At 61.5% G+C, this 25,649-nt stretch carries 28 protein-coding genes and 1 tRNA gene; 21 read left to right on the forward strand and 8 right to left on the reverse strand.

Annotated elements, in window-relative coordinates:
* Positions 1 to 39 precede the first annotated feature (39 nt).
* From GVL52_RS21135 to pncB, 6 genes are all read left to right on the forward strand, one after another.
* On the forward strand, positions 40 to 291 hold the full coding sequence (locus tag GVL52_RS21135) for a hypothetical protein (protein WP_160010786.1): 252 nt from the start codon (positions 40 to 42) through the stop codon (positions 289 to 291).
* Entirely contained in the window at positions 288 to 782 is a 495-nt protein-coding gene (locus tag GVL52_RS21140; RefSeq protein ID WP_160010788.1) for a PIN domain-containing protein, read from the forward strand. Before GVL52_RS21135 ends, GVL52_RS21140 begins: the two co-directional genes overlap by 4 nt.
* Positions 782 to 2,410, forward strand: a complete 1,629-nt coding sequence (locus GVL52_RS21145) for an ABC transporter ATP-binding protein (RefSeq protein ID WP_160010790.1) — start codon at positions 782 to 784, stop codon at positions 2,408 to 2,410. Before GVL52_RS21140 ends, GVL52_RS21145 begins: the two co-directional genes overlap by 1 nt.
* Before the next feature lie 9 nt (positions 2,411 to 2,419).
* Positions 2,420 to 3,373 carry a glyoxylate/hydroxypyruvate reductase A gene (locus GVL52_RS21150; RefSeq protein WP_160010792.1) on the forward strand — a complete coding sequence of 318 codons (954 nt, stop codon included), beginning with the start codon at positions 2,420 to 2,422 and terminating at the stop codon, positions 3,371 to 3,373.
* A gap of 96 nt (positions 3,374 to 3,469) precedes the next feature.
* The gene (locus tag GVL52_RS21155) at positions 3,470 to 3,787 is read left to right on the forward strand and encodes a hypothetical protein (protein ID WP_160010794.1); all 318 of its coding nucleotides are present in this window, start codon (positions 3,470 to 3,472) and stop codon (positions 3,785 to 3,787) included.
* Positions 3,788 to 3,946: 159 nt separating this feature from the next.
* Positions 3,947 to 5,251 carry a nicotinate phosphoribosyltransferase gene (pncB, locus tag GVL52_RS21160; RefSeq protein ID WP_160010796.1) on the forward strand — a complete coding sequence of 435 codons (1,305 nt, stop codon included), beginning with the start codon at positions 3,947 to 3,949 and terminating at the stop codon, positions 5,249 to 5,251.
* 421 nt (positions 5,252 to 5,672) lie between these two features.
* On the opposite strand, the gene GVL52_RS21165 is transcribed toward pncB, so the two are convergent.
* Positions 5,673 to 5,762 (reverse strand) — tRNA-Ser (locus GVL52_RS21165).
* Between the two features lie 228 nt (positions 5,763 to 5,990).
* Between GVL52_RS21165 and GVL52_RS21170 the strand changes: the two genes are divergently transcribed.
* The 9 genes from GVL52_RS21170 to deoA all read left to right on the forward strand — a co-directional run bounded on the left by GVL52_RS21170 (position 5,991) and on the right by deoA (position 14,523).
* On the forward strand, positions 5,991 to 6,308 hold the full coding sequence (locus tag GVL52_RS21170) for a hypothetical protein (RefSeq protein ID WP_160010798.1): 318 nt from the start codon (positions 5,991 to 5,993) through the stop codon (positions 6,306 to 6,308).
* Positions 6,309 to 6,575: 267 nt separating this feature from the next.
* On the forward strand, positions 6,576 to 7,568 hold the full coding sequence (locus GVL52_RS21175) for a BMP family protein (protein ID WP_160010800.1): 993 nt from the start codon (positions 6,576 to 6,578) through the stop codon (positions 7,566 to 7,568).
* Between the two features lie 69 nt (positions 7,569 to 7,637).
* Complete coding sequence (locus GVL52_RS21180) at positions 7,638 to 9,149, forward strand: ABC transporter ATP-binding protein (RefSeq protein WP_160010802.1); 1,512 nt, start codon at positions 7,638 to 7,640, stop codon at positions 9,147 to 9,149.
* A 7-nt stretch (positions 9,150 to 9,156) separates the two neighbouring features.
* A complete protein-coding gene (locus GVL52_RS21185) occupies positions 9,157 to 10,260 on the forward strand; it encodes an ABC transporter permease (protein ID WP_160010804.1) in 1,104 nt (367 codons plus the stop codon).
* 12 nt (positions 10,261 to 10,272) lie between these two features.
* Positions 10,273 to 11,244, forward strand: coding sequence for an ABC transporter permease (locus tag GVL52_RS21190; RefSeq protein WP_160010806.1), 972 nt, complete (start codon positions 10,273 to 10,275; stop codon positions 11,242 to 11,244).
* Between the two features lie 4 nt (positions 11,245 to 11,248).
* Positions 11,249 to 11,635 carry a cytidine deaminase gene (locus GVL52_RS21195; RefSeq protein ID WP_160010808.1) on the forward strand — a complete coding sequence of 129 codons (387 nt, stop codon included), beginning with the start codon at positions 11,249 to 11,251 and terminating at the stop codon, positions 11,633 to 11,635.
* Positions 11,635 to 12,441, forward strand: coding sequence for a purine-nucleoside phosphorylase (locus GVL52_RS21200; RefSeq protein WP_160010809.1), 807 nt, complete (start codon positions 11,635 to 11,637; stop codon positions 12,439 to 12,441). Before GVL52_RS21195 ends, GVL52_RS21200 begins: the two co-directional genes overlap by 1 nt.
* On the forward strand, positions 12,438 to 13,214 hold the full coding sequence (deoC, locus tag GVL52_RS21205) for a deoxyribose-phosphate aldolase (RefSeq protein WP_160010810.1): 777 nt from the start codon (positions 12,438 to 12,440) through the stop codon (positions 13,212 to 13,214). The genes GVL52_RS21200 and deoC overlap by 4 nt, the downstream gene beginning before the upstream one ends.
* A gap of 1 nt (position 13,215) precedes the next feature.
* A complete protein-coding gene (gene deoA, locus GVL52_RS21210; RefSeq protein ID WP_160010811.1) occupies positions 13,216 to 14,523 on the forward strand; it encodes a thymidine phosphorylase in 1,308 nt (435 codons plus the stop codon).
* A gap of 3 nt (positions 14,524 to 14,526) precedes the next feature.
* Here deoA and GVL52_RS21215 read toward each other — a convergent pair whose 3' ends face one another.
* From GVL52_RS21215 to GVL52_RS21245, 7 genes are all read right to left on the reverse strand, one after another.
* Positions 14,527 to 15,096 (reverse strand): TIGR02281 family clan AA aspartic protease, encoded by a 570-nt coding sequence (locus tag GVL52_RS21215; protein WP_160010812.1) that lies wholly within the window; start codon positions 15,094 to 15,096, stop codon positions 14,527 to 14,529.
* 125 nt (positions 15,097 to 15,221) lie between these two features.
* Entirely contained in the window at positions 15,222 to 15,851 is a 630-nt protein-coding gene (gene upp / locus GVL52_RS21220; RefSeq protein WP_160010813.1) for a uracil phosphoribosyltransferase, read from the reverse strand.
* Between the two features lie 107 nt (positions 15,852 to 15,958).
* A complete protein-coding gene (locus tag GVL52_RS21225; RefSeq protein ID WP_160010814.1) occupies positions 15,959 to 16,927 on the reverse strand; it encodes an adenosine deaminase in 969 nt (322 codons plus the stop codon).
* On the reverse strand, positions 16,924 to 18,144 hold the full coding sequence (locus GVL52_RS21230; protein WP_160010815.1) for a phosphopentomutase: 1,221 nt from the start codon (positions 18,142 to 18,144) through the stop codon (positions 16,924 to 16,926). The genes GVL52_RS21225 and GVL52_RS21230 overlap by 4 nt, the downstream gene beginning before the upstream one ends.
* A 105-nt stretch (positions 18,145 to 18,249) precedes the next feature.
* Positions 18,250 to 18,822, reverse strand: a complete 573-nt coding sequence (locus GVL52_RS21235) for a TadE/TadG family type IV pilus assembly protein (RefSeq protein ID WP_160010816.1) — start codon at positions 18,820 to 18,822, stop codon at positions 18,250 to 18,252.
* A gap of 2 nt (positions 18,823 to 18,824) precedes the next feature.
* Positions 18,825 to 19,433, reverse strand: a complete 609-nt coding sequence (locus GVL52_RS21240; protein ID WP_160010818.1) for a TadE/TadG family type IV pilus assembly protein — start codon at positions 19,431 to 19,433, stop codon at positions 18,825 to 18,827.
* Positions 19,434 to 19,539: 106 nt separating this feature from the next.
* Positions 19,540 to 19,956 (reverse strand): pilus assembly protein N-terminal domain-containing protein, encoded by a 417-nt coding sequence (locus GVL52_RS21245; protein WP_160010820.1) that lies wholly within the window; start codon positions 19,954 to 19,956, stop codon positions 19,540 to 19,542.
* A 402-nt stretch (positions 19,957 to 20,358) separates the two neighbouring features.
* Here GVL52_RS21245 and GVL52_RS21250 point away from each other — a divergent pair, with 402 nt between their 5' ends.
* The 6 genes from GVL52_RS21250 to GVL52_RS21275 all read left to right on the forward strand — a co-directional run bounded on the left by GVL52_RS21250 (position 20,359) and on the right by GVL52_RS21275 (position 25,639).
* Positions 20,359 to 20,544, forward strand: coding sequence for a Flp family type IVb pilin (locus tag GVL52_RS21250; RefSeq protein ID WP_160010822.1), 186 nt, complete (start codon positions 20,359 to 20,361; stop codon positions 20,542 to 20,544).
* 98 nt (positions 20,545 to 20,642) lie between these two features.
* A complete protein-coding gene (locus tag GVL52_RS21255) occupies positions 20,643 to 21,155 on the forward strand; it encodes a prepilin peptidase (protein ID WP_160010824.1) in 513 nt (170 codons plus the stop codon).
* Between the two features lie 110 nt (positions 21,156 to 21,265).
* Entirely contained in the window at positions 21,266 to 22,078 is an 813-nt protein-coding gene (gene cpaB, locus GVL52_RS21260; protein ID WP_160010826.1) for a Flp pilus assembly protein CpaB, read from the forward strand.
* Between the two features lie 11 nt (positions 22,079 to 22,089).
* A complete protein-coding gene (locus GVL52_RS21265) occupies positions 22,090 to 23,595 on the forward strand; it encodes a type II and III secretion system protein family protein (RefSeq protein ID WP_160010828.1) in 1,506 nt (501 codons plus the stop codon).
* Between the two features lie 17 nt (positions 23,596 to 23,612).
* Positions 23,613 to 24,347 (forward strand): CpaD family pilus assembly protein, encoded by a 735-nt coding sequence (locus GVL52_RS21270; RefSeq protein WP_160010830.1) that lies wholly within the window; start codon positions 23,613 to 23,615, stop codon positions 24,345 to 24,347.
* A gap of 14 nt (positions 24,348 to 24,361) precedes the next feature.
* A complete protein-coding gene (locus GVL52_RS21275) occupies positions 24,362 to 25,639 on the forward strand; it encodes a CpaE family protein (protein WP_160010832.1) in 1,278 nt (425 codons plus the stop codon).
* Positions 25,640 to 25,649 lie beyond the last annotated feature (10 nt).

Raw genomic sequence — 25,649 nt, forward strand, 5'->3', positions numbered from 1 at the left:
GTAGAGTTGCATCCAGCGCAACCTTTGGGGCCTGAGCCGATGAACAAGATCGTGTTTGAGCATTATCCAGTGTCGAAGCTTCCTGCGGACCTCAGGGAGGGGCTCGGAGAGAATGCGAAAGTGCGCGTGGTCATCGAAGTCGATGAACCCGCGAAGGGCAATGCAATCAGGAACCTGGAAGCGTTGCTTTCGAAACGCAGCCAAAATCCCGGCAGCTTTTCCGGCAACGTGACCACCGAAGAAGCGGTGGCGCGCATTCGTGAACTCCGTGACGAATGGGACGATAAATGATCGAATCCCGAGCGATATATTGGGATACGAATGTCTTCATCATGCTGCGGGAACAGAGCAATGCCGCCCATGATTTGCTTTGGCAGATCCTGGGTGCCGCGCAGGGAAAATTGACGTTTTCGACAAGCGCCATGACCTTCAGCGAGCTGAAGGTGAAGCCACTGCAGGACAGGAACCTGCCACTCCTTCAAACCTACGAGGATTGGGCGTCCCCTTCCGGTCGATGGATGGAGATCTTGCCGATCAGCGATCCCGTCCTCGATATGGCAGCCTTGCTGCGCGCCACCCGGCCGGGCGTGAAGTTGCCGGATGCAATCCATCTCGCGAGCGCATTGCAGCTCCGATGTGATCATTTCCTCAGCGCCGACATGGGGTTGAAGGATATTTCCGACTTGCACCATCCTATATCGGGCAAACTGAATATCGCTCCCCTCACCGTGCTTCGCCCCGACGAACCCACCCTCTCCTCCCTTCTCGCGAGCCTTGCCTGATGACCGAACCGTTGCTTTCCGTCCGCGATCTCTCCGTTGCCTTCCATCAGGGAGGACAGACGTCGGTGGCGGTCGATCGGATTTCTTTCGACGTCAACAAGGGCGAGGTGGTGGCGCTGGTCGGTGAATCCGGGTCGGGAAAATCGGTCTCGGCAAACTCCATCATGCGGCTGCTGCCCTACCCTGCCGCCAGCCATCCCTCGGGCGAGATCCTGTTCAAGGGTAACGATCTTCTGAAGGCATCCGACAAGGCGCTGCGCGCGGTGCGCGGCAACGACATCACGATGATCTTCCAGGAGCCGATGACCTCGCTCAATCCGCTGCATAATATCGAAAAGCAGATTGCCGAGATTCTGGAGTTGCACCAGGGCGTGACCGGACAGGCAGCCCGCAAGCGGGTGCTGGAACTGCTCAACCAGGTCGGCATCCGCGAGCCGGAGAAGCGGCTGAAGGCCTATCCGCATGAGTTGTCGGGCGGCCAGCGGCAGCGGGTGATGATCGCCATGGCGCTGGCCAACCGGCCGGAACTGTTGATCGCCGACGAGCCGACGACGGCGCTCGACGTGACGGTGCAGGCGCAGATCCTCGAGCTGCTGCGGCAGCTGAAGGGCCAGCACGGCATGTCGATGCTGTTCATCACCCATGATCTCGGCATCGTGCGCAAGTTCGCCGACCGGGTTTGCGTGATGACCAAGGGCAAGATCGTCGAGACCGGCACCGTCGAGGACGTGTTCAGCAATCCGCAGCATGAATACACCCGCCACCTGCTGGCCTCCGAGCCGCGCGGCGAGCCGCCGATGGCCGATGCCTCCAAGCCGATCGTCATGCAGGGATCTGATATTCGCGTCTGGTTCCCGATCAAGGCCGGGCTGATGCGCAAGGTGGTCGATCATGTGAAGGCGGTCGATGGCATCGATCTTAAGCTTCGGGCCGGGCAGACGCTCGGCGTCGTCGGCGAATCCGGGTCCGGCAAGACGACGCTGGGGCTGGCGCTGACGCGGCTGATCTCGTCGCAGGGGAAGATCAGCTTCGTCGGCAAGGACATAGCCGACTATTCATTCACCGAGATGCGGCCGTTGCGCAACCAGTTGCAGGTGGTGTTCCAGGACCCTTACGGCTCGCTCAGCCCGCGCATGTCGGTGGGCGATATCATTGCCGAGGGGCTGAAGGTGCACGAGCGGGCGCTCTCCTACGAGGAGCGCGACCGGCGGGTGTGCTGGGCGCTGGAGGAGGTCGGGCTCGATCCCCTGACCCGCTGGCGCTATCCGCACGAATTTTCCGGCGGCCAGCGGCAGCGCATCGCCATTGCCCGCGCCATGGTGCTGAAGCCGCGCTTCGTCATGCTCGACGAGCCGACATCGGCGCTCGACATGAGCGTGCAGGCGCAGGTCGTCGATCTCTTGCGCGACCTGCAGCAGAAGCACGATCTCGCCTATCTGTTCATCAGCCACGACTTGAAGGTCGTCAAGGCGCTGGCCAACGAGGTGATCGTCATGCGCTTCGGCAAGGTGGTGGAACAGGGCCCGTCTGCCGAGATTTTCCAGGCGCCGAAGGATGATTACACCAAAGCGCTGATGGCCGCCGCATTCAACATCGAGGCTGTGCCGACGCCAGCCGTTCAACACTAAAAGAAGATCATGCCAGCTCCCATTCTCGTCGATCTCAAATTCAACCCCGAAACCGTCACCCGCATCCTGAAGACGGCGTTTGTCGATCGCGGCAGCATCAACCTTGCCGATGCCGCCAATGACGGCCGCGATTTCCATGATCTCGACTATGCGCTCGTCTGGAAGCCGGACGCCGACATCTTTCGGCGCGCCGGAAACCTGAAGGTGGTATTTTCGGGCGGTGCCGGTGTCGACAGCTTCATGCATCTGCCCGGCCGCCCTGACGTACCCGTCGTACGCTTCGTCGATCGCAGCCTGACGGTGAGGATGAACGAATGGGTGGTGATGCAGTGCCTGATGCACCTGCGCGGCCATAGCGCGCACGATCAACACCAGCGCAAGCACCTGTGGGCCGATCTGACGGCGCCTGAGGCCGCCGAGGTGACTGTCGGCATCATGGGGCTCGGCGTGCTGGGCCAGGGGGTCGCCGCCAAGCTTCGGATGATGGGCTTCAACGTCATCGGCTGGTCGCGCACGCGCAAGGAGATTGACGGTATCGAGACCTTCGGCGGTGCCGATCTCGACGCGTTTCTTCAGAAAACCGATATTCTGGTCGGGTTGCTGCCGCTGACGCCGGAGACGACAGGCCTCTACAATGCGGGGCTGTTCGCCAAGCTTCGCCAAGGGGGCGCGCTCGGCAAGCCGGTGTTCATCAATTGCGGCCGCGGCAAGAGCCAGGTGGAGGCCGATATCGTCCGGGCACTGAGCTCGGGCGTGCTTGGCGGCGCATCGCTCGACGTGTTCGAGGTCGAGCCGTTGCCCGCCGATAGCCCGCTCTGGGATCTGGAGAACGTGTTCATCACGCCGCACGATTCGGCGGCGTCTGAAGAGAATGCGCTGTTCCGCCATGTCGAAACGCAGATCGCCCGTTTCGAGCGCGGCGAGCCGTTGCAGTTCACCATCGATCTCGCCGCCGGCTACTAGAGCCCTTCCGGGAACCTTCGCGCCCGAAACTCGTTTGTTTTTTCGATCTTATCAGGCTGGCGGAATCCGGCTTTGCAGGTGCCGGAAAGGGCAAGGATGGCAGACCAAATCGAGACGCGTCGGGATCGTCGCCCGGGCGAACCGGACCAGCAGGCACGCGAACAGCAGGCAGAGCAGCGGATCCGCGCGAGCGGCCGCAAGCGGTCGCCGACAGGCGTGCGTATCCTGCGTGTATTGGTCGCCGCCCTGCTGGTGGCGTTCGCCGTGTGGATTCCCGCCGAAATCTGGAGCCGTTACCAGATGCCGCGGCACGACCAGCCTGACCAGGCAAAGCCAGTTGCGCGGCAAAACGGAGATATCGTTCAACCAGGCGCCAGGACCGACGGTCCCGACCAACCAGCGCCCGTGCCGTAAAGCCTTGAAAGTTCGTCACCTCGGCTTCGGTTTCGGCGACATTGCGGGTTGTTATTTGTTCTGGACATTATCGGCTGAGTTTTCGATAAGAAGGCGCACAGGCCGGCTGTCTTGCGCCGCATTCAGGCGCATCCGACCGGATTGGATAGGGTGGAGCGGATGGCCAAGACTGATATTGCACGGCGGGTATACAACCACGCTTGGAAGCTCGACCCGATTGTCCGCAGCCTGATCGATACGGACTTCTACAAGCTCCTGATGCTGCAGATGATCTGGAAGCTCTATCCCGACGTCAACGCCACATTCACCGTGATCAACCGCACCAAGCGGGTTCTGCTTGCCGAAGAGATCGACGAGGGCGAACTGCGCGAGCAGCTCGACCATGCGCGCACGCTGAAACTCTCCAAGAAGGAGATGATCTGGCTGGCCGGCAACAGTTTCTACGGTCGTGCGCAGATCTTCGAGCCCGAGTTCCTCGCCTGGCTGTCGCATTTCCAGCTGCCCGAATACGAGCTGTCGAAGCGCAACGGGCAATATGTTCTCGACTTCCACGGCTCGTGGAAAGAGACCACGATGTGGGAAATCCCGGCCCTTGCCATCATCAACGAGCTGCGCTCGCGCTCTGCCCTTCGTGCGCTTGGACCGTTCACGCTCGATGTGCTCTATGCGCGCGCCAAGGCACGGATGTGGGAAAAGGTCGAGCGGCTGCGCGAACTGCCGGGCCTGCGCATTTCCGACTTCGGCACCCGCCGCCGCCACAGCTTCCTATGGCAGCGCTGGTGCGTGGAGGCGCTGAAGGAAGGCATCGGCGCCGGCTTTACCGGCACCAGCAACGTGCTGCTGGCGATGGACAACGACCTGGAAGCCGTCGGCACCAATGCGCATGAGCTGCCGATGGTGGCAGCCGCACTCGCCCAGACCGACCAGGAACTGCACAACGCGCCCTACAAGGTGCTGCGCGACTGGAACAAGCTCTATGGCGGCAACCTCCTGATCGTGCTGCCCGACGCCTTCGGCACCGCCGCCTTCCTGCGCGACGCGCCGGAATGGGTGGCGGACTGGACCGGCTTCCGGCCGGACAGCGCACCGCCGATCGAAGGCGGCGAGAAGATCATCGAATGGTGGAAGAAGATGGGGCGCGACCCGCGCCAGAAGATGCTGATCTTCTCCGACGGCATGGATGTCGATGCGATCATCCACACCTACAAGCATTTCGAGGGACGGGTGCGGATGAGCTTCGGCTGGGGCACCAACCTCACCAACGACTTCGCCGGCTGCGCGCCGACCGAAATCTCCGGCCTGAACCCGATCTCGATCGTCTGCAAGGTCAGCGACGCCAATGGACGCCCGGCGGTGAAGCTCTCCGACAACCCGCAGAAGGCGACCGGCGAGCCGGCCGAGGTCGAGCGCTATCTGAAATTCTTCGGCACCGAGGATCTGGTCGATCAGGCGGTCCTGGTCTGACACGCCGGATCGGCTTCAGTCAGACAAAAGAACGGTCACGTGATCTCGTGACAGCAGCGTGACGTCAATCTGCCGCCCGACCCCGTTCTAAAGTTAACGGCAGTCGCGTTCCGCCGCTGCGTTTACAGGATATTTCCGGCTGTGCAAGCCGGAATGCATGCGCCGGCCCGCCGGACACCGGTGATGGACCGAGCGGGCGCCGGACCCCGGCACCCACAAGCGCATATCACCTGACGACGAGGATCGCCTTGTCCTTGACGCCGTCATCGAGACTGAAGACGTCCAGGTCGGCCATTTGCGCTTCGACTGGAAGGCAACAGCCGGCCACACCGATCGCCTCACGAAGCGCAAGCGAACACCACATGCACAAGCAACATGTGCTCTGACAGAGGTAAGTGGAGACAGAAAATATTCATAGCGATGGCGGACAAGGTGGGATTCGAACCCACGGTACGCTTTCACGCACACACGCGTTCCAGGCGTGCGCCTTAAACCACTCGGCCACCTGTCCTTGCTATCGGTCTGCATCATCGTCAGATGCAAATCGTTGGAACGGCGCGATATATACCGATGAATTTTTTGCGATCAACCTAAATCTAACAGTTTTTTGACTTCTTACAGCAAAAGTGCCGGAAAGCCCTCCATTGCGGTTCCATCGACAGCGAACTATTGTTGTTTCAGGTGGAGAATGGGCGCGGCTGGCCGGGCAATGTCCGGCGGATCGGTGGCGGAGAGAGTAATGCGTTTCCTTTTGCGTTTGACGAGCCTTGTGGCGCTGGCTGTGGCGGTGATTGCCGGGACGGTGGATTCCATCCAGTCGGTGGCGGCCTCGTCCGTGGTCATCACCCCGATGGGAGACGCCTGGCAGGACATGAGCGCCTCGTCTTTCGAGGCACTGCAATCGACCATTGCCTACTATATCCATCCGCGCTTCTACACGATCGCCTTCCAATGGCTGATGATGCAGCCGGCCTTTGCTGTGTTTCTGGTGCTGTCGCTGCTGTTCTGGATGGCCGGCTACAAGAAACAGCCGATGGCCGGCCGGTTCGCTGCCTAGAGCATTTCCGGGGGGCGAATACACAGCGAAATGGCTAGAAAAAACGCAATACAGCGGTGATTTTGCGCAAAAAACGGCATGTCTGGCCGGTTTTTTGGCAGTTTCGGCAAATTTTTACCACCTGAAAAATTTCTCGTGAGTTTTCTTTTGAGCCATGCAAGGATGCGCCAAGCCAGGCCTCCGGGGGGAGGTCGGCGGTTCCGCAGACATGCCTGAAAACAGGCTTGCGGGAGGACCCCTAACGAATAGCAACAACAGGGCTGCACAATGAAAAAATCCCTTCTGACCCTTTTTGCCGTGGCCGCGATGGCGACGACCGCACTTGCTGCCGATGTCAAGCCGGCGCTGGTCTACGGCACTGGCGGAAAGTTCGACAAATCATTCAACGAAGCCGCCTATAACGGCGCCGAGATGTTCAAGAAGGAAACCGGTATCGCTTACCGTGACTTCGAACCGACGGGCGACACCCAGGGCGAGCAGGCTATCCGCAACTTCGCCAGCCGCGGCTTCAACCCGGTTGTTGCCGTGTCCTTCGCCTGGACCTCGGCGATCGAGAAAGTCGCCGCCGAATTCCCGGATACCAAGTTCATCATCGTTGACGCCGTGGTCGACAAGCCGAACGTCCGTTCGGTGATCTACAAGGAAGAAGAAGGCTCCTACCTCGTCGGCGTTCTCGCCGGCATGGCATCGAAGACCGGCAAGGTCGGCTTCGTCGGCGGCATGGACATTCCGCTGATCCGCAAGTTCGAATGCGGCTACGAGCAGGGCGCTCGCTCCGTCAAGGCTGACGCCGAAGTGTTCCAGAACATGACCGGCACCACGGGTGCAGCCTGGAACGACCCGGTTCGCGGTGGCGAGCTCACCAAGAACCAGATCGACCAGGGCGCCGACGTGATCTACGCGGCAGCCGGTGCGACCGGTCTCGGCGTGCTGCAGACCGCAGCCGACAACAAGAAGTTCTCGATCGGCGTCGATTCTAACCAGAACTACCTGCATCCGGGCTCGGTCCTGACCTCGATGGTCAAGCGCGTCGATCTTGCGGTCTACAACGCCTACACCGACGTCAAGGCTGACAAGTTCACCGGCGGCGTGCAGACGCTCGGCATCAAGGAAGACGGCGTTTCGGCTGCCATCGACGAGCACAACAAGGCGCTGATCACGCCTGAAATGCTGGCAGCCGTCGAAAAGGCCAAGGCCGACATTATCGCAGGCACCGTCAAGGTTCACGATTACACATCGGACAACGCTTGCCCGAAGTGATCCGCGCCTGAGATTGGGCGTATGGCGAATTGAGTTCGTCATACGCCCTTTCCATATCTGGAGCCTGCAGTGACAGACACGCCCGCTATCGAACTTGTGGGCATCGACAAGAAATTCGGTGCCGTCCACGCCAACAAAGACATCAACCTCAGCGTCGCCAAGGGCACGATCCACGGTATCATCGGGGAGAACGGCGCCGGCAAATCGACGTTGATGTCGATCATCTACGGTTTCTATCATGCCGACCAGGGCGAGATCCGGGTCAACGGCCAGGCCGTGACCATCAAGGACAGCCAGGCGGCGATCGCCACCGGCATCGGCATGGTGCACCAGCACTTCATGCTGGTCGATAATTTCACGGTGCTCGAGAACATCATGCTCGGCGCCGAGGGCGGAGCGCTGCTTGCCAGAGGCGTGGCCTCGGCACGCGCCGAACTGAAGCGACTGGAAAAGGAATACGGCCTCGAGGTCAACCCGGATGCGCTGATCGAGCAGCTCCCGGTCGGACTGCAGCAGCGCGTCGAAATCCTGAAAGCGATGTATCGCGGCGCCGAGATCCTGATCCTCGACGAGCCGACCGGTGTTCTCACACCGGCTGAGGCCGATCACCTGTTCCGCATCCTCAAGGTGCTGCGCGACCAGGGAAAGACGATCATTCTGATCACCCACAAGCTGCGCGAGATCATGGCGATCACAGATACGGTGTCGGTGATGCGCCGCGGCGAGATGGTGGCGACGCGCAAGACCGCGGAAACGACGGTCGAGGAACTGGCCGAGCTGATGGTCGGCCGCCGCGTGCTGCTGCGCGTCCAGAAGGGCGAAGCCAATCCCGGCAAGGTCGTGCTTTCGGTGCGCAACCTGACGGTCAAGGACAATCGCGGCGTGGTGATGGTCGATAATGTTTCCTTCGACGTTCATGCCGGCGAGATCGTCGGCGTGGCGGGCGTTGCCGGTAACGGCCAGTCGGAGTTGCTGGAAGCTATTGCCGGCATCCGCAAGCCGCATTCCGGCGAGATCCTGCTCGACGGCCAGACGATCGACAAGGCGAGCCCGGCGCGACTGCGCGAACTGGGCCTCGCCCATATCCCCGAAGACCGCCACCATATGGGGCTGGTGCTGAAGTTCGAGGAATACGAGAACTCGATGCTCGGCTATCACCGCAATCCGGCCTATAGCAAAGGCCCGTTTCTCGATCTCGAGGCGATCCGCAAGGATGCCATGGAGAAGATCGAGAAATACGACATCCGGCCGCCGAACCCGCGGCTGAAGACCGCCAATTTCTCCGGCGGCAACCAGCAGAAGATCGTCGTTGCCCGCGAGATCGAACGCGACCCGACGGCGCTGATCATCGGCCAGCCGACCCGTGGCGTCGATATCGGCGCCATCGAATTCATCCATCGCCGGATCATCGAGATGCGCGACGCGGGCAAGGCGATCCTGCTCGTCTCCGTCGAGCTCGACGAAATCCGCGCCCTTTCAGACCGTATCCTTGTCATGTTTGCCGGCCATGTGGTCGGCGAGAAGACGCCCGATGCCGGTGAACAGACCCTCGGCCTGATGATGGCCGGCATTGCCGCGTGAGGCCTTAATGAGCACTGCATCCGTTCCGCTACCCAACTGGATCAACTACGGCCTCATCCCGATCCTGAACCTCTTGGTCGCCTTCCTGATCTCCGGCTTCGTCGTCTGGCTGATCGGCGAAAGCCCGCTGGCCGCCCTGTCGCTGCTGATCGAGGGATCGCTCGGCAGTGGCGAAGGCATCGGCTTCACGCTGTATTATGCCACCAGCTTCATCTTCACCGGCCTTTCGGTGGCGGTCGCCATCCATGCCGGCCTGTTCAACATCGGCTCCGAGGGACAGGCCTATCTCGGTGGTCTCGGCTGTGCGCTGGTGGCGCTGGCGCTGGATCATTACGTGCCCTGGTATGTGACCATGCCGCTGGCTGTCATCGGTGCCGGCCTGTTCGGTGCCGCCTGGGCGCTTATTCCGGCCTTCCTGCAGGCCAGGCGCGGCAGCCATATCGTCATCACCACGATCATGTTCAACTATATCGGCGCGGCGCTGATGGTGTACCTCCTGGTGCATGTGCTGATCGTGCCCGGCAAGATGGCGCCTGAAACCCGCACCTTCCTTGACGGCGGGCAGTTGCCGAAGCTCGGCTGGATCATGGACATGTTCGGCGCCAAGCTCGGTGCTGCGCCGTTCAACGTGTCGTTCATCATTGCTCTCGTGGCGTCGTATTTCGTCTGGCTGCTGATCTGGCGCACCAAGCTCGGCTTCGAGATGCGTACGCTCGGCGTCAGCCCGAGTGCGGCTGCCTATGCCGGCATTCCCTATGCCCGCACGGTGATGATCGCCATGCTGCTGTCGGGCGCGCTGGCCGGCATGATGGCGCTCAACCCGGTGATGGGCTCGTCGGCCCGCCTGCAGGTGGAGTTCGTCGGCGGCGCCGGCTTTGTCGGCATCGCGGTGTCGCTGATGGGCCGCAATCATCCGGTCGGGATCGTGCTGTCGGCCATCCTGTTCGGCATTCTCTATCAGGGCGGTGACTGGATCTCGTTCGAGATGCCGAACATCACCCGCGAGATGATCCTCGTCATCCAGGGTCTCGTCATCCTGTTTGCCGGAGCGCTCGAATACATGTTCCGTCCGGCGCTGGTGCGCGTCTACCAACAGTTCAAGCGCGCGTAAGGAGAGCGGACGATGGATTACTACGACATCTTCATCAGCGTTCTGAGCTCGACCATCCGCCTGTCGATCCCGCTGATCTTCACAGCGCTGGCAGGTCTCTTCTCCGAGCGTGCCGGCATCTTCGATATCGGACTCGAGGGCAAGATGCTGGGATCGGCCTTTGCGGCGGCCTGCATCGCCTATCTCACCGGTTCGCCGTGGCTTGGGCTCGGCGCCGGCATCGTCTGCTCGGTGGCGTTGAGCTTCGTGCATGGCTTTGCCTCGATCACCAATCGCGGCAATCAGATCATCTCGGGCGTGGCGATCAACTTCTTCGTTGCCGGCATCACCATCGTGCTCGGCCAGGCCTGGTTCGGCCAGGGGGGGCGCACGCCGCAGCTTTCGCCGGAAGCCCGCTTCACGCCAATCACGCTCCCCGGTGTCGAAGCCGTGCGCGAGGTGCCTGTTATCGGCCCGCTCTATGCCAACGTCATCTCCGGCAACAATATCCTCACCTACCTCGCCTTCCTGGCCGTGCCGCTCTCCTGGTGGATCCTCTACCGGACGCGCTTCGGCCTGCGCATGCGTGCCGTCGGTGAAAATCCGGGTGCGGTCGATACGGCGGGTATTTCCGTCAGCTGGCTGCGCTACCGTGCGGTCATCTGCGCCGGCATTCTCTGCGGCTTTGCCGGTACCTATCTGGCGATTGCGCAGTCTGCGGCCTTCATCAAGGACATGTCGGCCGGCAAGGGCTATATTGCGCTGGCAGCATTGGTGTTTGCCAAGTGGAAGCCGGTGCCTGTGATGTTTGCCTGCCTGCTGTTCGGCTTCCTCGATGCGCTGGGCAATTTCATGCAGGGCAAGCCGCTCCCGCTGATCGGCGAAGTGCCGGTACAGATCTTCCAGGCGCTGCCCTATGTGCTGACCTGCGTGCTGCTTGCCGGCTTCATCGGCGTCGCCATTCCGCCGAAGGCCGGCGGCGTCCCCTACACCAAGGAGCGATAGAACCATGTCTCACGATCTTTTCGAAGCCGCCCGCGACGCCATGGCCTTTGCCCATGCCCCCTACTCGAAATTCCCTGTCGGTGCGGCGATCCGCGCCGAGGACGGCAAGGTCTATACCGGCGCCAACATCGAGAACCTGTCGTTCCCGCAGGGGTGGTGCGCGGAACCGACGGCGATCAGCGCGATGATCATGGGCGGGGCGAAGAAGATCGTCGAGATCGCCGTGATTGCCGAGAAGCTGGCGCTCTGCCCACCCTGCGGCGGCTGCCGCCAGAAGATTTCGGAGTTCGCCTCCAAGGGCACGAAGATCTATCTTTGTGACGAAACCGGCGTGAAGAAGACAATGACCATGGACGAGTTGTTGCCGTTCAGCTTCGAGACCGAACTTTGATGAAAGCGGCGCTTGTGCTGCTGGCGGCCAAGCTCGGCGGGCTTTCGCCGCGCCACGGCATCGTGCTCGGCTCCGGTCTCGGCTCGTTTGCCGATGCGCTGACGGATGTCGTGCGCATCGCCTATCGCGATCTGCCGGGTTTTCCGGTCAGCGCCGTCTCCGGCCATGCCGGCGAGGTGGTGGCCGGGCGGTTGGGCGGTGTGCCGGTGATCCTGCTCTCGGGCCGGGTGCATTTCTACGAGAAGGGCGACGCCACGGCCATGCGGCTGCCGATCGAGGTGTTGCAGGGGCTTGGGGTCGAGACGCTTGTTCTCACCAACTCGGCCGGATCGCTGCGCGATGATCTGGCGCCGGGATCGGTGATGCAGATCACCGACCATATCAATTATTCCGGCATGAACCCACTGATCGGCGAAGACAGCGACCGGCGCTTCGTCGGCATGACCAACGCCTATGACAGCGACCTGGCAGATGCGATGCGGACCGCCGCGGCGAAGGCCGGCATTCCAATGTCGCGGGGCGTCTATATGTGGTTTTCGGGCCCGAGCTTCGAGACGCCGGCGGAGATCCGCATGGCCCGCATTCTCGGCGCCGATGCCGTCGGCATGTCGACGGTGCCCGAGGTGATCATTGCGCGAATGCTGGGGCTGAGGGTTGCGGCGGCGTCCGTAATCACCAACTATGGGGCCGGAATGACCGGCGCAGAGCTGAGTCACGAGGAAACCAAGGACATGGCGCCCATAGGCGGCGCCCGTCTTGCCGCCATCCTGAAAGAGATGATCGCGGCTGGAGGACATGAAGAATGAGCAACAATTCCCTCAAGGAGACGGCTGCCGTCGCGCTGTCGCTGCTTGACCTGACCAATCTCAAGGATGACTGCACCGAAGCGCAGATCGAGGCGCTGTGCGCCCGCGCGCAGACGCCCTATGGCAATACGGCTGCCATCTGCATCTGGCCGCGCTTCGTGGCGCATGCCCGCGCCATTCTCGGCAGCGGTCATCCTGTAAGAATCGCCACCGTCGTCAACTTTCCCTCCGGCGAGATGGAGATCGCCGATGTGGCGGCCGAAACGCGCGAGGCGATTGCCGATGGCGCCGACGAGATCGACCTGGTCATTCCCTACCGCAAGTTCATTGCCGGCAGCGGCCGCGCGGTGACCGACATGGTGGCGGCGGTGCGCACGGAATGCGCGGACAAGGCGCTGCTGAAGGTCATTCTCGAGACCGGCGAGATCAAGGATGCGGCGATGATCCGCCGCGCGTCGGAACTGGCGATCGAGGCCGGTGCCGATTTCATCAAGACGTCGACCGGCAAGGTTGCCGTCAACGCGACGCTTGAGGCCGCCGACATCATGCTGAGGGCAATCCGCCAGAGCGGCCGCAAGGTCGGCTTCAAGCCGGCCGGCGGTATTGCCACGGTTAGCGATGCAGCGCTCTATCTCAGCCTTGCCGAGACGATCATGACGGCGGACTGGGCCATGCCCTCGACCTTCCGCTTCGGCGCGTCCGGCGTGCTCGACGACATTCTTGCAGTTCTTTCGGGCACGCAGGCAGCCCCTGCGGCGGCTGCGAGCTACTGAGATGATCCCGCAGGAGATCATCCGCCGGAAACGCGATGGCGAGACGCTGTCAGCGGACGAGATCCAGGCGTTCATCGCAGCCCTTGCCGAGGGCCGGCTCTCCGAAGGGCAGATCGGCGCCTTTGCGATGGCGGTCTGGTTCAAGGGGATGGGCCGCGACGAGGTGGTGGCGCTGACGATGGCGATGGCGCGCTCCGGCGATCTTCTCAGCTGGGCGGATATCGACAGGCCGATTGCCGACAAGCATTCGACTGGCGGCGTCGGCGACAATGTCTCGCTGATGCTGGCGCCGATTGCCGCTGCCTGCGGGCTTGCGGTGCCGATGATCTCCGGCCGTGGACTTGGCCATACCGGCGGCACGCTGGACAAGCTGGAATCCATTCCAGGCTACGGCATCACCCCTGACGCCGCGCTGTTTCGCAAGGTGGTGAAGGATGTCGGCTGCGCCATCATCGGCCAGACGGGTGCCCTGGCCCCTGCCGACGGCAAGCTCTATGCGGTGCGCGACGTGACGGCGACAGTGGATTCGATACCGTTGATCACCGCTTCCATCCTGTCGAAGAAGCTGGCCGCCGGGCTTGAGACGCTGGTACTCGACGTCAAGGTCGGCAATGGCGCCTTCATGGCCTCGCGCGAGGATGCGGAGCGGCTGGCGACATCGCTGGTGGAGGTGGCCAATGGCGCCGGCGTGAAGACCTCGGCGCTGATTACCGACATGAACCAGCCACTGGCCGATGCCGTCGGCAACGCTGTCGAGATCCGCAACTGCCTCGACTTCCTGGCTGGCAGAAAGACCGGGACGCGGCTGGAGACGGTGGTGCTGGCCTTTGCGGCCGACATGCTGACGAGTTCGGGGATCGCCTCCTCGCTTGAGGATGGCGAGCGCAGGGCTGCCGATGCGCTGTCTTCAGGCCGGGCAGCAGAGATTTTTGGACGCATGGTGCATATGCTCGGCGGGCCTGCGGATCTGCTTGAGCGGCCGGACGCCTATCTGCCGCTTGCGCCAAGCATAGTCCCCGTGGTGGCCCTGCAGGCAGGATGGTTGTCGGCCTGCGACGCCAGGGAGATCGGCATGGCCGTGATCGACCTTGGGGGCGGACGGCAGCATCCCGATGATCGGATCGACCATCGCGTCGGTTTCACCGATCTGTTGCCGCTCGGCACACGGGTCGAGCGAGGCGATCTGATCGGGATGGTGCATGCGGCCACAGAGATCGGCGCAGAGGCCGCCGCAGCGGCGCTGCAGGGCAATTACAACATCAGCGACAGGGCGCCTGCCCTGCCCGCGGTCATTTCCAAACGTCTCTGAATACTACTGCTTGAGGCTGAGCGAGCCGTCGGCCACCGAATAGGAAGCCAGCTTCTGCAGGAAGCTCATGCCGACGAGGGTCGATGACAGCGCGTCGTCCCTGAGGACGAAGGCTTCGACGTCGCGCACCCTGATGCCGCCGATCTCGACGCGATCGAGCGTCACGTGTGCGGCCTTGGTCTGGCCGTTGGCGGTGTTGACCGAGTAGCGGAAATCGAGCTGGTTGGCGGTATAGCCGAGGCGCCGCGCCATGGTCTCGTTCAGGGCCACATAGGTGGCGCCGGTATCGACCAGACCGGGAACCGTCTTGCCATTGATCTTGAAATCACCGCTATAATGCCCCTGGGCATCGGCGCGGAGCCGCATGGTTCCGCTGCCTGCATCGACGGCGGGCGTACGGACGGGTTCGATCGCGCCTGAGAGAAAGTTTGCGGAGACGGCACCATCGGGCCGAGCGGCATCGCTTCCCAAAAAGGAAGGAGCCTGCGTGGCAATCACCGCGGCGATGCTTGCGAATATGAGCGTACGCACGAGCATGAAACAGAAATCCTTCCTGTATAAACCGTGCATCATGCGCGGCCACACCTCTAGCAGCTAAGCCACAATTGCTGACAAGTTGCTAATGTCGGAAAGAGATAAGGCCTGGAAACGTAGCCCAGGCCCCAGCTACCGATTGGAATGGTAAACGGATTGCTAAATTACTTGGTACCGTACATGCGGTCGCCGGCATCCCCGAGGCCGGGCACGATGTAGCCCTTGTCGTTGAGATGGCTGTCGATCGAGGCCGTGAAAACAGGCACGTCCGGGTGTGCTTCGCGGAAATTCTTGATGCCTTCCGGAGCGGCCAGCAGGCAGAGGAAGCGGATGTTCCTGGCACCGCGTTCCTTCAGCTTGTCGATCGCGGCGATCGAGGAATTGCCGGTTGCCAGCATCGGATCGACGACGATCATCAGGCGTTCGTCGAGATCATCCGGCGCCTTGAAGTAATATTCGACCGGCTGCAGGGTCTCGTGATCGCGGTAGAGGCCGATATGCGAGACGCGGGCCGACGGCACCAGTTCCAGCATGCCTTCCAACAGGCCGTTGCCGGCACGCAGGATCGACACGAAGACCAGCTTCTTGCCCTCGAGGATCGGCGACTGCATCGTCTGGATCGGCGTCTCGATGGTTTCCATCGTCAGCTCGAGATCGCGCGTCACCTCATAACACAGCAGCGTCGAGATTTCGCGCAGAAGGCGGCGGAAGCTGCCGGTCGATGTTTCCTTGCGCCGCATGATGGTGAGTTTGTGCTGCACAAGTGGATGATCGATGACCGTAACGCCGTCCATGGCCGAGCCCTTTCTCTGACTGTTCTTATCGGATGTTTCTTTCACGGAAATCGCCTTCGCTGCAAGAGCGCAGGGCAATTTGCCGCTGTGATCCCCAATCTGGCGGGCTAAAGTCGAGACAGGAGCAACTGGCGGGTCGCCTCGTCGACGAAGGCGGCTTCGATGCCGGTGCGGGTCATCTCGTCGATCTCCGCATCGCTGAAGCCGAAGACGCCTGATGCAAGCTCATACTCCCGCTCCAGCGAGGTGTGGAAGAATGGGGGATCGTCCGAACTGATGGTGACGCGGACGCCGGCCTGCTTCAATGCCCGCAGCGGGTGCGACTGGAAATCCGGGAAAACCTTCAGCGCGATGTTGGAGCCGGGGCAGACTTCGAGCACCGTGCCCTGATCGGCAAGGCGCCTGACCAGATCGGCATCCTCGATGGCGCGCACACCATGGCCAATGCGGGCTGGCCTTACGACATCGAGCGCATCGACGACGCTGAAGGCACCGCAGACTTCGCCGGCATGGATGGTAAGGCCGAGGCCGGCGTCGCGGGCAATGTCGAAGGCGCGGGCGTAGTCGGCAACGCGGCCCATGCGCTCCTCGCCGGCGAGGTTGAAGCCCGATATCAGGGGGTTCTGCGCTTTCGCTGCGTATTCGGCAGCGCCGATGACGCTTTCGGGGCCGAAGTGGCGCTCGCCGGTGACGATCAGCCGGGCTTCGATGCCGCTTGCCGCCCTGGCGCGGCGGATGCCCTCGCAGACCCCTTCGATATAGGCGTCGGCGCCGAGGCCGATGCGCTGGCCGTGGTCGGGCGAGACGATCAACTCGCTGTAGATCGTGCCGATGCCTGACAACTCGGCAAGGTAGGTTTCCGTCAGCAGGGCGTAGTCTTCTTCGGTCTTGTAGACTTCGGAGATCTTGTCGTAGCACTCAAGGAAGCTTGCAAAATCGTGCCAGACATAGACGCCTTCGTTAAGATGGGCGCTGATGTCGATGTTGTACTTGCGGGCCTGCGCCAGGGTGAGTGCCGGCGGGGCGGCGCCTTCGAGGTGGCAATGCAGCTCCACCTTCTTCAGATGCGATGTCATAAAAAGCTTCTCCCGTGCGATCCCGGGGGAATGCGCAGATGCTGGGCGATGGTTTCGCCGATATCGGCATAGGTGCTGCGGATGCCGATATCGCGTGGGCGGTGGCCGGGGCCATAGGCGATGATCGGCACGCGCTCGCGGGTGTGATCGGTGCCGCGCCAGGTCGGGTCGCAGCCGTGATCGGCGGTGATGATGACGAGATCGCCAGGCTTCAGCTTGCCGCCGACTTCCGACAGGCGGGAATCGAAAGCTTCGAGCGCGGCGGCGTAGCCGGGCACGTCGCGGCGGTGGCCGTAGAGCATGTCGAAATCAACGAAATTGGTGAACACCAGATCGCCATCCTCGGCGATATCCATGGCCTCGAGCGTCGCGTCCATCAGCGCCGTATTGCCATTGGCCTTGATCACCCTGGAGACACCCTGATGCGCAAAGATATCGCCCACCTTGCCGACGGCGTGCACGGTGCGGCCTTCGCTGACCAGGCGATCAAGCAGCGTCGGCTCCGGCGGCGGCACGGAGAAATCGCGGCGGTTGCCGGTGCGCTCGAAGCGGGCACGGGTCTCGCCGATGAAGGGGCGAGCGATGACGCGGCCGATATTCTGCCGGTCGAGCAATGCGCGGGCGATGGCGCAGAAGGTCATCAGCTTTTCGAGGCCGAAATGCGTCTCGTGGGCGGCGACCTGGAAGACGGAATCAGACGAGGTGTAGCAGATCGGCTTGCCGGATCGGATATGCTCTTCGCCATAGCGGGCGATGATATCTGTGCCGGAGGCGTGGCAATTGCCGAGAATGCCCGGCACCTCGGCGGCGCTGCAGAGCGCTTCGATAAACTCCGGGGCAAAGGCATCGCCCTCGGTGGGGAAATAGCCCCAATCGAAGGTCACCGGCGTGCCGGCGATTTCCCAATGGCCGGATGGCGTGTCCTTGCCGCGCGACACTTCATTGGCGGCGCCGAAGCTGGCGTAGACTTTTTCGGGGAACGGCATGCCGGCGGGGACCCGGCCGGAGGCAACCTTGGCCAGATGCAGCAGGCCAAGTGCCGACAAGTTCGGCAGCAGGAGCGGGCCAGAGCGCAAGCCCTCACGGTCGCCCGCTCCGGCTGCGCAGAATTCGGCGATGTGGCCCAGCGTATCCGCGCCCTCGTCGCCATAGGTCGATGCATCGGGTGCGCCGCCGACGCCGAAGGAATCCATTACGAAAAGAAAGGCACGCGGCATATTTCACCTGAGACAGACACAGTGGCGCGCCGGGTTGCCGGCCGCGGGGTTACCAGCCTTATAACGGGTGACGCGCGATGGCAAATGGCCGGTGCCGGGGCCGATTCAGCAGTCGTCGCAGGGGACGTCGTCGCCCTGGCGCTGACGATAATAGTAGGTGCGGCTGATGGTGATGGTGCTTTGGTTGGGCATCAGATTGGGTGCGAACAGAAATAGCCTGTACGGGACGGTCAACTCCGTGCGTACAAGAAAGGTGTTGGCCTTCTTCATGTCAGTGGGAACGGTGACCGCGGAGTTCAACGTATAGGGCCGGGTGTTGTCCTGCGCCCAGGACCACTTCACCGTTGGATTGGCCGATGCGTCAATCGTGATGCCTGTGATCTTCATCTTCATGCTTGATGTGCTGAAGGGCGCGAACATCGATGCGGCCACCGATGGCATATCGGCCAACGAAGTCGGGGTGACACTCGTCTGCTGGGTGATGATATCTGCCACGGCAGCGGCCGAACGAGCGGCACGCTTGCTGACGCTGAGGCCAACGGTGATCTCGAACGCGCCGACATACAGCATAACGAGAATCGGAAACAGGATGGCAAACTCTATCGCGCCGACGCCTTCGCGGTCGCCGGCGAAGCGAAGGCAAAGCGCCCGAATTTTTGCGACTGTGCGACGAGCCATCATCACGGATATTGCTCGTTCTGGAAGGTTGCCGTTGCAACGATCAGATAATATGCAGAGGAACCGTCCGTTGGCTTGATGCTCGAGATGTAGGGACGGATGAGATCGGTGATGATCTGCCACTTGTAATAGGCGCGAACCATATTGATCGTACCGGCGCCGCCGGGCGCATACTGAAAGCTGGCGGTATTGATATCGCCGCCGGCGGTTTTGGCAATCGTGGTCGGTATGGCCGCAAATGTCGAAAACTTCTGGACATCGACAAAGAGCTTGCTCGGCGTCGCGGCTTCCGTGGTGGAGCAACTGATCAAAATGGCGATTTCGTTGCAAAAGGCCGTGCGGAAGGCCGTGCGGTCGGTGTTTGCCGCGGTAATCTGGCCAGTCCGGACCTTGCGGCTCATCGTATCCACCGCATTGGACACAAGCTGCTCGCCTGCGAAGGCAATGAAGGTTTCGATGATGGCGAAGATCACCATGAAATAGGGAATGGCAAGCAGCGCAAACTCGATTGCGGCCGAGCCGTCTCGCGAACGCATGAACGTGGCGATCGGCGACCGCCGCTTGCATCCGAGCCCGCTGGCCGTTTCCGCTGTTTGATCCAATTCCGTCATGGCCTGTATCCGACACAGCTTCGATTGTGCACTTGTAAGTGCCGAACGTTGATTATTCGTTTCAGGCCGGTTCAGAAATTTAACGATTCGGAACGCTGCGAAAACGTCAGGGCGCTGCGGCCGTTGTCGCTGCTGCCGTCGTGTCGCTGTGCTGCTCGCAATTCGGCGTGCAGGAGAGGACCGTTCGCTCTGTCTGACGGAAGACGCGAACAGTGTTGGCCTCGTCAATGGAGACGAGGATGCTTTCGTCGAGAATGGCGTTGCCATCCGCATCGAGCAGAACAAGGTTGGTGCTGCCGAAGCTGCGGCCGGTCAGGACGATGGTCTTGGCGTCCGCAACCGTGGCATCGGCAACCTTTGCGTTGCCGACGATGACCTTGCTTACCGGCCGATCCAGTTTCAAGACGCGCGCCTGGTCCATATAGACGCGCAGCATTCCGTTGTCCTGAGCCAAAGCCTGATGGCAAAGGCCGGACGCGGCAAGTATGCTGGCGAGGACTAACCTGTGGCCGCTCGATGACATCTGGATTTCTCTCACGATCGTGACGTAACTCGCCATTAGCATGGGAAAAAATGGTGAACGAACACTTAAGCCTGCCCCGTTTGATGCCGGAATGGGGCGCATGGTCGTGAATTTCCGTGTTTTGATGGGACAGGCCGGCCGAACGGGGCCGCACAATTATATAGATCAAGACGGCCCAACCGGGCAGGCAGCCTGTCTTACAGCAGTTTGCCGGTGATATTTAAATTTTAACCGAATTACTAAAGCAACTACTTACTATAGCCAGGACTGAACCTTCGTTTACATATTAGTAACCTATTTTTTTAAGCCGATTGAAAGAGCCGCCCACTAGGTTGTGGTCATCCGATCAACGGCAAACAGTTGGCGGACGTGCTGAACCATCAACTGGAGTTAGGAGTTATTATGACCAAGCTTGTAAGCCGTTTCCTGAAAGACGAATCTGGCGCAACCGCAATTGAATACGGCCTGATCGCAGCGCTGATCTCCGTTGCCCTGATCACCGGCGCAACGACCCTCGGCACGCGACTGAACACCGTGTTCACCAACCTGTCGACGAAGATGAACAACGCGGTTACTGCGAGCCAGTAATCACTCGACGCCAGGTGCAGCGATGCGCCTGGATCAGCAGCGCAGGCCCACATGCGAACAGCGGTGGGCCTTTCGCCATTCCAAAATCGGTGAAAAGAATGATCGCAGCATCTGTCTTCGTGATATTCCCCCTGTGCCTCGCAATCGCGGCATTCTCCGATCTGTTTACGATGACCATCCCGAACAGGATATCCGTCATCCTCATTCTATCCTTCTTCGCCATTGCCCTGTTGACAGGACTGCCACTTGGCCAATTCGGCAATCATGTGGTGGGAGCGCTGGCCGTTTTCGTCGTGTGCTTTGTCCTGTTCGCCACGAATACGATGGGCGGCGGCGACGCAAAGCTGTTGACCGCAACCGCGCTGTGGTTCGGCTTCAATCCGGCACTTGTCGAATTCCTGGGCTATGTCGGCCTGATGGGCGGCGCCGCGAGTTTGGTCATCCTGATGATCCGGGCGCAGTCGGACACCATCCTGGCGATCGGCATTCCGGTTCCAAACTCTATTCTTCTTGCCAAGAAGATCCCCTACGGCATCGCCATCGCGATCGGTGGGTTTCTGGCCTTTCCTTCCTCGCCGATATTCATGGCCGCGCTGGAAAGCCTGAAGTAAAGGCTGTTAGGTCTTCATTAACCTAACCTCGAAGCCTTTCGTTAACTATAATTACACCAATTGCGGTTCATTCTCGGGAACGAATATTTCGATTCCTTGGGGAACCATTGATGAAACCCGCCCGCCTTTTGATCCTTGGAGTGGCTGTCGTGGCAGCCGGCCTTGCCGGTGTGCTCGCCATGAGCCTTGCGGGACGCGGCTCTGTCGTGACGCAGGTGCAGTCTGTCGTCGAAAAGGAACCAACCATCAACGTGCTGGTGTCGGGCGCCAACCTGCCGGTCGGTGCGCGGATCGATGAAAAAGCCGTGCACTGGATGCCTTGGCCACAGGGCGGCGTCGTGCAGGGCTTTATTACCGAGACGGACAAGCCCGATGCGATCAAGGATATGCAGGGCTCGGTGGTACGCCTCCCCATCTTCGAGGGCGAGCCGATCCGCGCCGAAAAGATCGCCGATTCCAATAGCCGTATCATGTCGTCGCTGCTGCCTTCGGGCAAGCGCGCCGTTGCGACCGAAATATCCGTCGCAACCGGCGCCGGCGGCTTCATCCTGCCGAACGACCGCGTCGACCTGATCATGGTCCGCAAGGAAAAGACCGGCGACAAGTATCTGACCGAGACCGTGCTCAGCAATGTGCGCGTTCTGGCGATCGACCAGCAGATCCAGGAAAAGGATGATGGCTCGAAGGCCGTCGTCGGCACGACCGCGACGCTGGAACTCACCCCCGACCAGACGAAGGTGCTTGCCGTCGCCCAGCAGATGGCCGACCGGCTTTCGCTGGCATTGCGCTCGGTCGCCGACGCCCGCGAGCAGGATACCAGTGCAGCCGACTATCTGCTTAGCGGCGACAACGGCAGCGCCATTGTTCAGGTCATCAAGTCGGGCGCCATCGTCACCGACAGCGCTGCGCCGAAAGCCGAGTAGAGGAAATGAACATGGGCAAATCAACGCGGCGCATGCAGCCCCTGATGGCAGGCTGCCTTTCCCTGACGATCGGTGTCACCGGCATAGCGCCGGGCTTTCTCGATCAGGCGATCGGCGTTACCGCCGCACAGGCTGCATCGGACGGCATGATCAACATCACCCAGACCGGCTCCGGCGCGCATCGCAGCCTGAAGCTTGGCCTGAAAAAGGCGATCGTCATCGATCTTCCTGTCGATGCTCACGACATTCTCGTTTCCGACCCGTCGATGGCCGATGCCGTGACCCGTTCATCGCGGCGCATCTATCTGTTCGGCAAGACGGTCGGGCAAACCAACATCTTCATCTTCGGCGCCGATGGCCAGCAGATCGTCAGCCTCGATATTGCCATCGAACGCGATGTCAGCGGCCTGCAGACCAACCTGCGCCGCTTCATTCCCGATTCCAACATCAGCGTCGAGATCGTCTCGGATAACATCGTGCTGACCGGAACGGTGCGCACACCGCAGGATGCAGCCCAGGCCGCAGACCTTGCCGGCGTGTTCCTGAAGGGCGGCGAGGCAACGACGCGCACCGAAACTGCAAGCAGCAGCGGCGGCGGCGACGGCTCGGTCGCGCTGTTTGCTGAAGGCCGTCAGCAGTCCCAGGTCATCAACCTTCTGCAGATCGAGGGCGAGGATCAGGTGACGCTCAAGGTCACCATTGCCGAAGTGCGCCGGGAAATCCTGAAGCAGATCGGGTTCGACAATCTGGTTTCGAATTCTGGCGGCCTGAGCGTCGCGCAGCTTGGTGCGCCCAGCAGCAGCGCCGCGACGGCAACGGTTGGCGGCGGTCTGGCAGCGCTGTTCAAGAGTTCGATCGGAAAATACGACATCTCGACCTATCTGAGCGCACTGGAGCAGGCCAAGGTCGTCAAGACACTGGCCGAGCCGACGCTGACGGCAATCTCCGGCCAGGCGGCAACCTTCAATTCCGGTGGTCAGGTTCTCTACTCGACGACAGACAATGACGGCAACGTCACAGTCGTCCCCTACAATTACGGTATCAACCTCTCCTTCAAGCCGGTGGTTCTTTCCGCCGGCCGCATCAGCCTCGAGATCAAGACCAACGTTTCCGAGCCGGCACCGTCGGTTTCCGGTTCTGCTCCGACCTACCAGCGCCGTTCGGCCGAGACATCGGTCGAGCTTCCGTCCGGCGGTTCGATCGCGCTGGCCGGCCTGATCCGCGACAACGTCTCGCAGACATCGAACGGGACACCAGGTGCCAACAAGATACCCCTGCTCGGCACGCTGTTTCGCCAACGAACGGTCGAGCGCGACGAGACCGAACTGGTGATTATCGCGACGCCGTATCTGGTGCGGCCCGTTGCCCGCAACCAGCTCAACCGGCCTGATGACAATTTCAGCCCCGAAAACGACGGCGCGGCCTTCTTCCTCAATCGCGTCAACAAGGTCTACGGCGGCAAAGCGCCGGTCGCAGACGCTCAATTCCATGGCTCAATCGGGTTCATCTACAAATGAGCGAGGCGGGATCAGCAATGGCACAACATAGAGAAAAGCCGATGGCCCAGACCAACATGAGCGCTCGCCGGAGCGGTTTTTCCAAGTCGCTGATAACAGTCGCGGCTCTGGCAGCCGCGATGCTGTCTGGTTGCGCGTCGCGCGACGAGCTGACGACCGGTGGCATTCCGGACGACTACCGCCAGCGCCATCCGATCGTGGTCGCCGAGGCCGAGCAATCGGTCGATATTCCGGTGGCTTCCACCGATCGCCGGCTGAACACGGCGCAACGCGACATGATCCGCGGCTTTGCCCAGAATTACGGATCGCGCGCCACCGGACCGGTCTATCTGCTCACACCGGAGGGATCGCCGAACGCGAACGCCGCCCACCAGCTACGCGGCCAGGTCCGCGCCGAACTTGCCGCACGCGGCATTGCGACCTCGAAGATCGTCAACAGCTCCTATGTGACGCTCAGCGCCACCGATGCAGCACCGATCCGGCTGACCTTTGTCGGCACGACGGCGATGACATCGCAGTGCGGCCAGTGGCCGAAGGACATGATCAACGACTTCAGCAACCAGAATTATTATAATTTCGGCTGCGCGACGCAGAACAATCTGGCGGCACAGATCGCCAATCCCGAGGATCTGGTCGCGCCGCGCGGCATGACACCGATTGATGCGACACGCCGCAACGCCGCTATCAAAGAATATCGCGAGCAGTCATCCACCATTGAGGACGTCGGCGGTAGCTCGTCCAGCAGCTTCTAAGGCGAGTATCCACCATGAGCACGGTCGAGTACGACATCAAGAATTCCAGCGAACTTCAGCATGCTGAAGACGCGATGCGGGTGGATGAGCTCGAAAACATGCGGCCGCTGCCGCGCATTTCGGTGCACGCCTTCTGCGAGAGCGAGGAACTGCAGCGGGTGATGGAGCGCTGCGGCCAGGATCGCCGCATGTCGAAAGTCGGCCTGCGCATTACCAGCGGCGGCGTTGCGGCGGCGGCGAACATGTTCTCCAGCGCGCCGACACCGAACCTGATCATTATCGAAACAAGGGCCAACAGCGCCAGTCTGCTGAACGACCTGGCGCCGCTGGCAGCCGTCTGCGACCCGACCACCAAGGTTGTCATCGTCGGCTACCACAACGACATCGCGCTTTACCGCGACCTGATCCGCAACGGCATCTCCGAATACATCGTACAGCCGGTCGGCATGCCCGACATCATGTCTGCGATGGCCGCGATCTTCGTCGATCCGGATGCCGAGCCGCTGGGTCGGAGCATCGCCTTCATCGGGGCCAAGGGCGGCGTCGGCGCTTCGACCATCGCCCACAACTGCGCCTTCGGCATATCGCGGCTGTTCTCGACGGAAACGATCCTGGCCGATCTGGATCTGCCCTACGGCACGGCGAATATCGACTTCGACCAGGACCCGACCCTGGGGATCGCCGAGGCGGTCTACGCGCCCGAGCGCCTGGACGAAATGTTCCTCGATCGCCTGCTGACGAAATGCTCGGAGCATCTTTCGCTGCTGGCCGCGCCTTCGCTGCTCGATCGCGCCTATGATTTCGACGGCCAGGCCTTCCAGCCTGTCATGGACGTGCTGCAGCGCAGTGCGCCGGTGACCGTTCTCGATGTCCCGCATGCATGGTCGGAATGGACCCGTTCGGTTCTTGCGAGCGCCGACGAGGTGGTGATCTGCGCATCGCCAGACCTCGCCAACCTGCGCAACACCAAGAACATGATGGACGCGCTGCGCAAGATGCGGCCGAACGACAAGGCGCCCCATCTCGTTCTCAATCAGGTGGGCATGCCCAAGCGCCCCGAAATCGGCCCTTCCGATTTCTGCGAGCCGCTGGAATGCGAGCCGGTGGCGATCATTCCGTTCGACAGCAATCTGTTCGGCACGGCTGCAAACAGCGGGCGGATGATTTCGGAGATGGATCCGAAATCGCCGACGGCTGAAACGTTCTCGCAACTATCACACATCGTCACCGGGCGAATCGCGATCAAGAAGGCGAAGAAGAGCAGTCTTCTCAGCCTGTTGAAGCGCAAGTAACCGCCAAGAG

Source organism: Rhizobium sp. 18055, assembly GCF_902706285.1.
Lineage (GTDB): Bacteria > Pseudomonadota > Alphaproteobacteria > Rhizobiales > Rhizobiaceae > Rhizobium.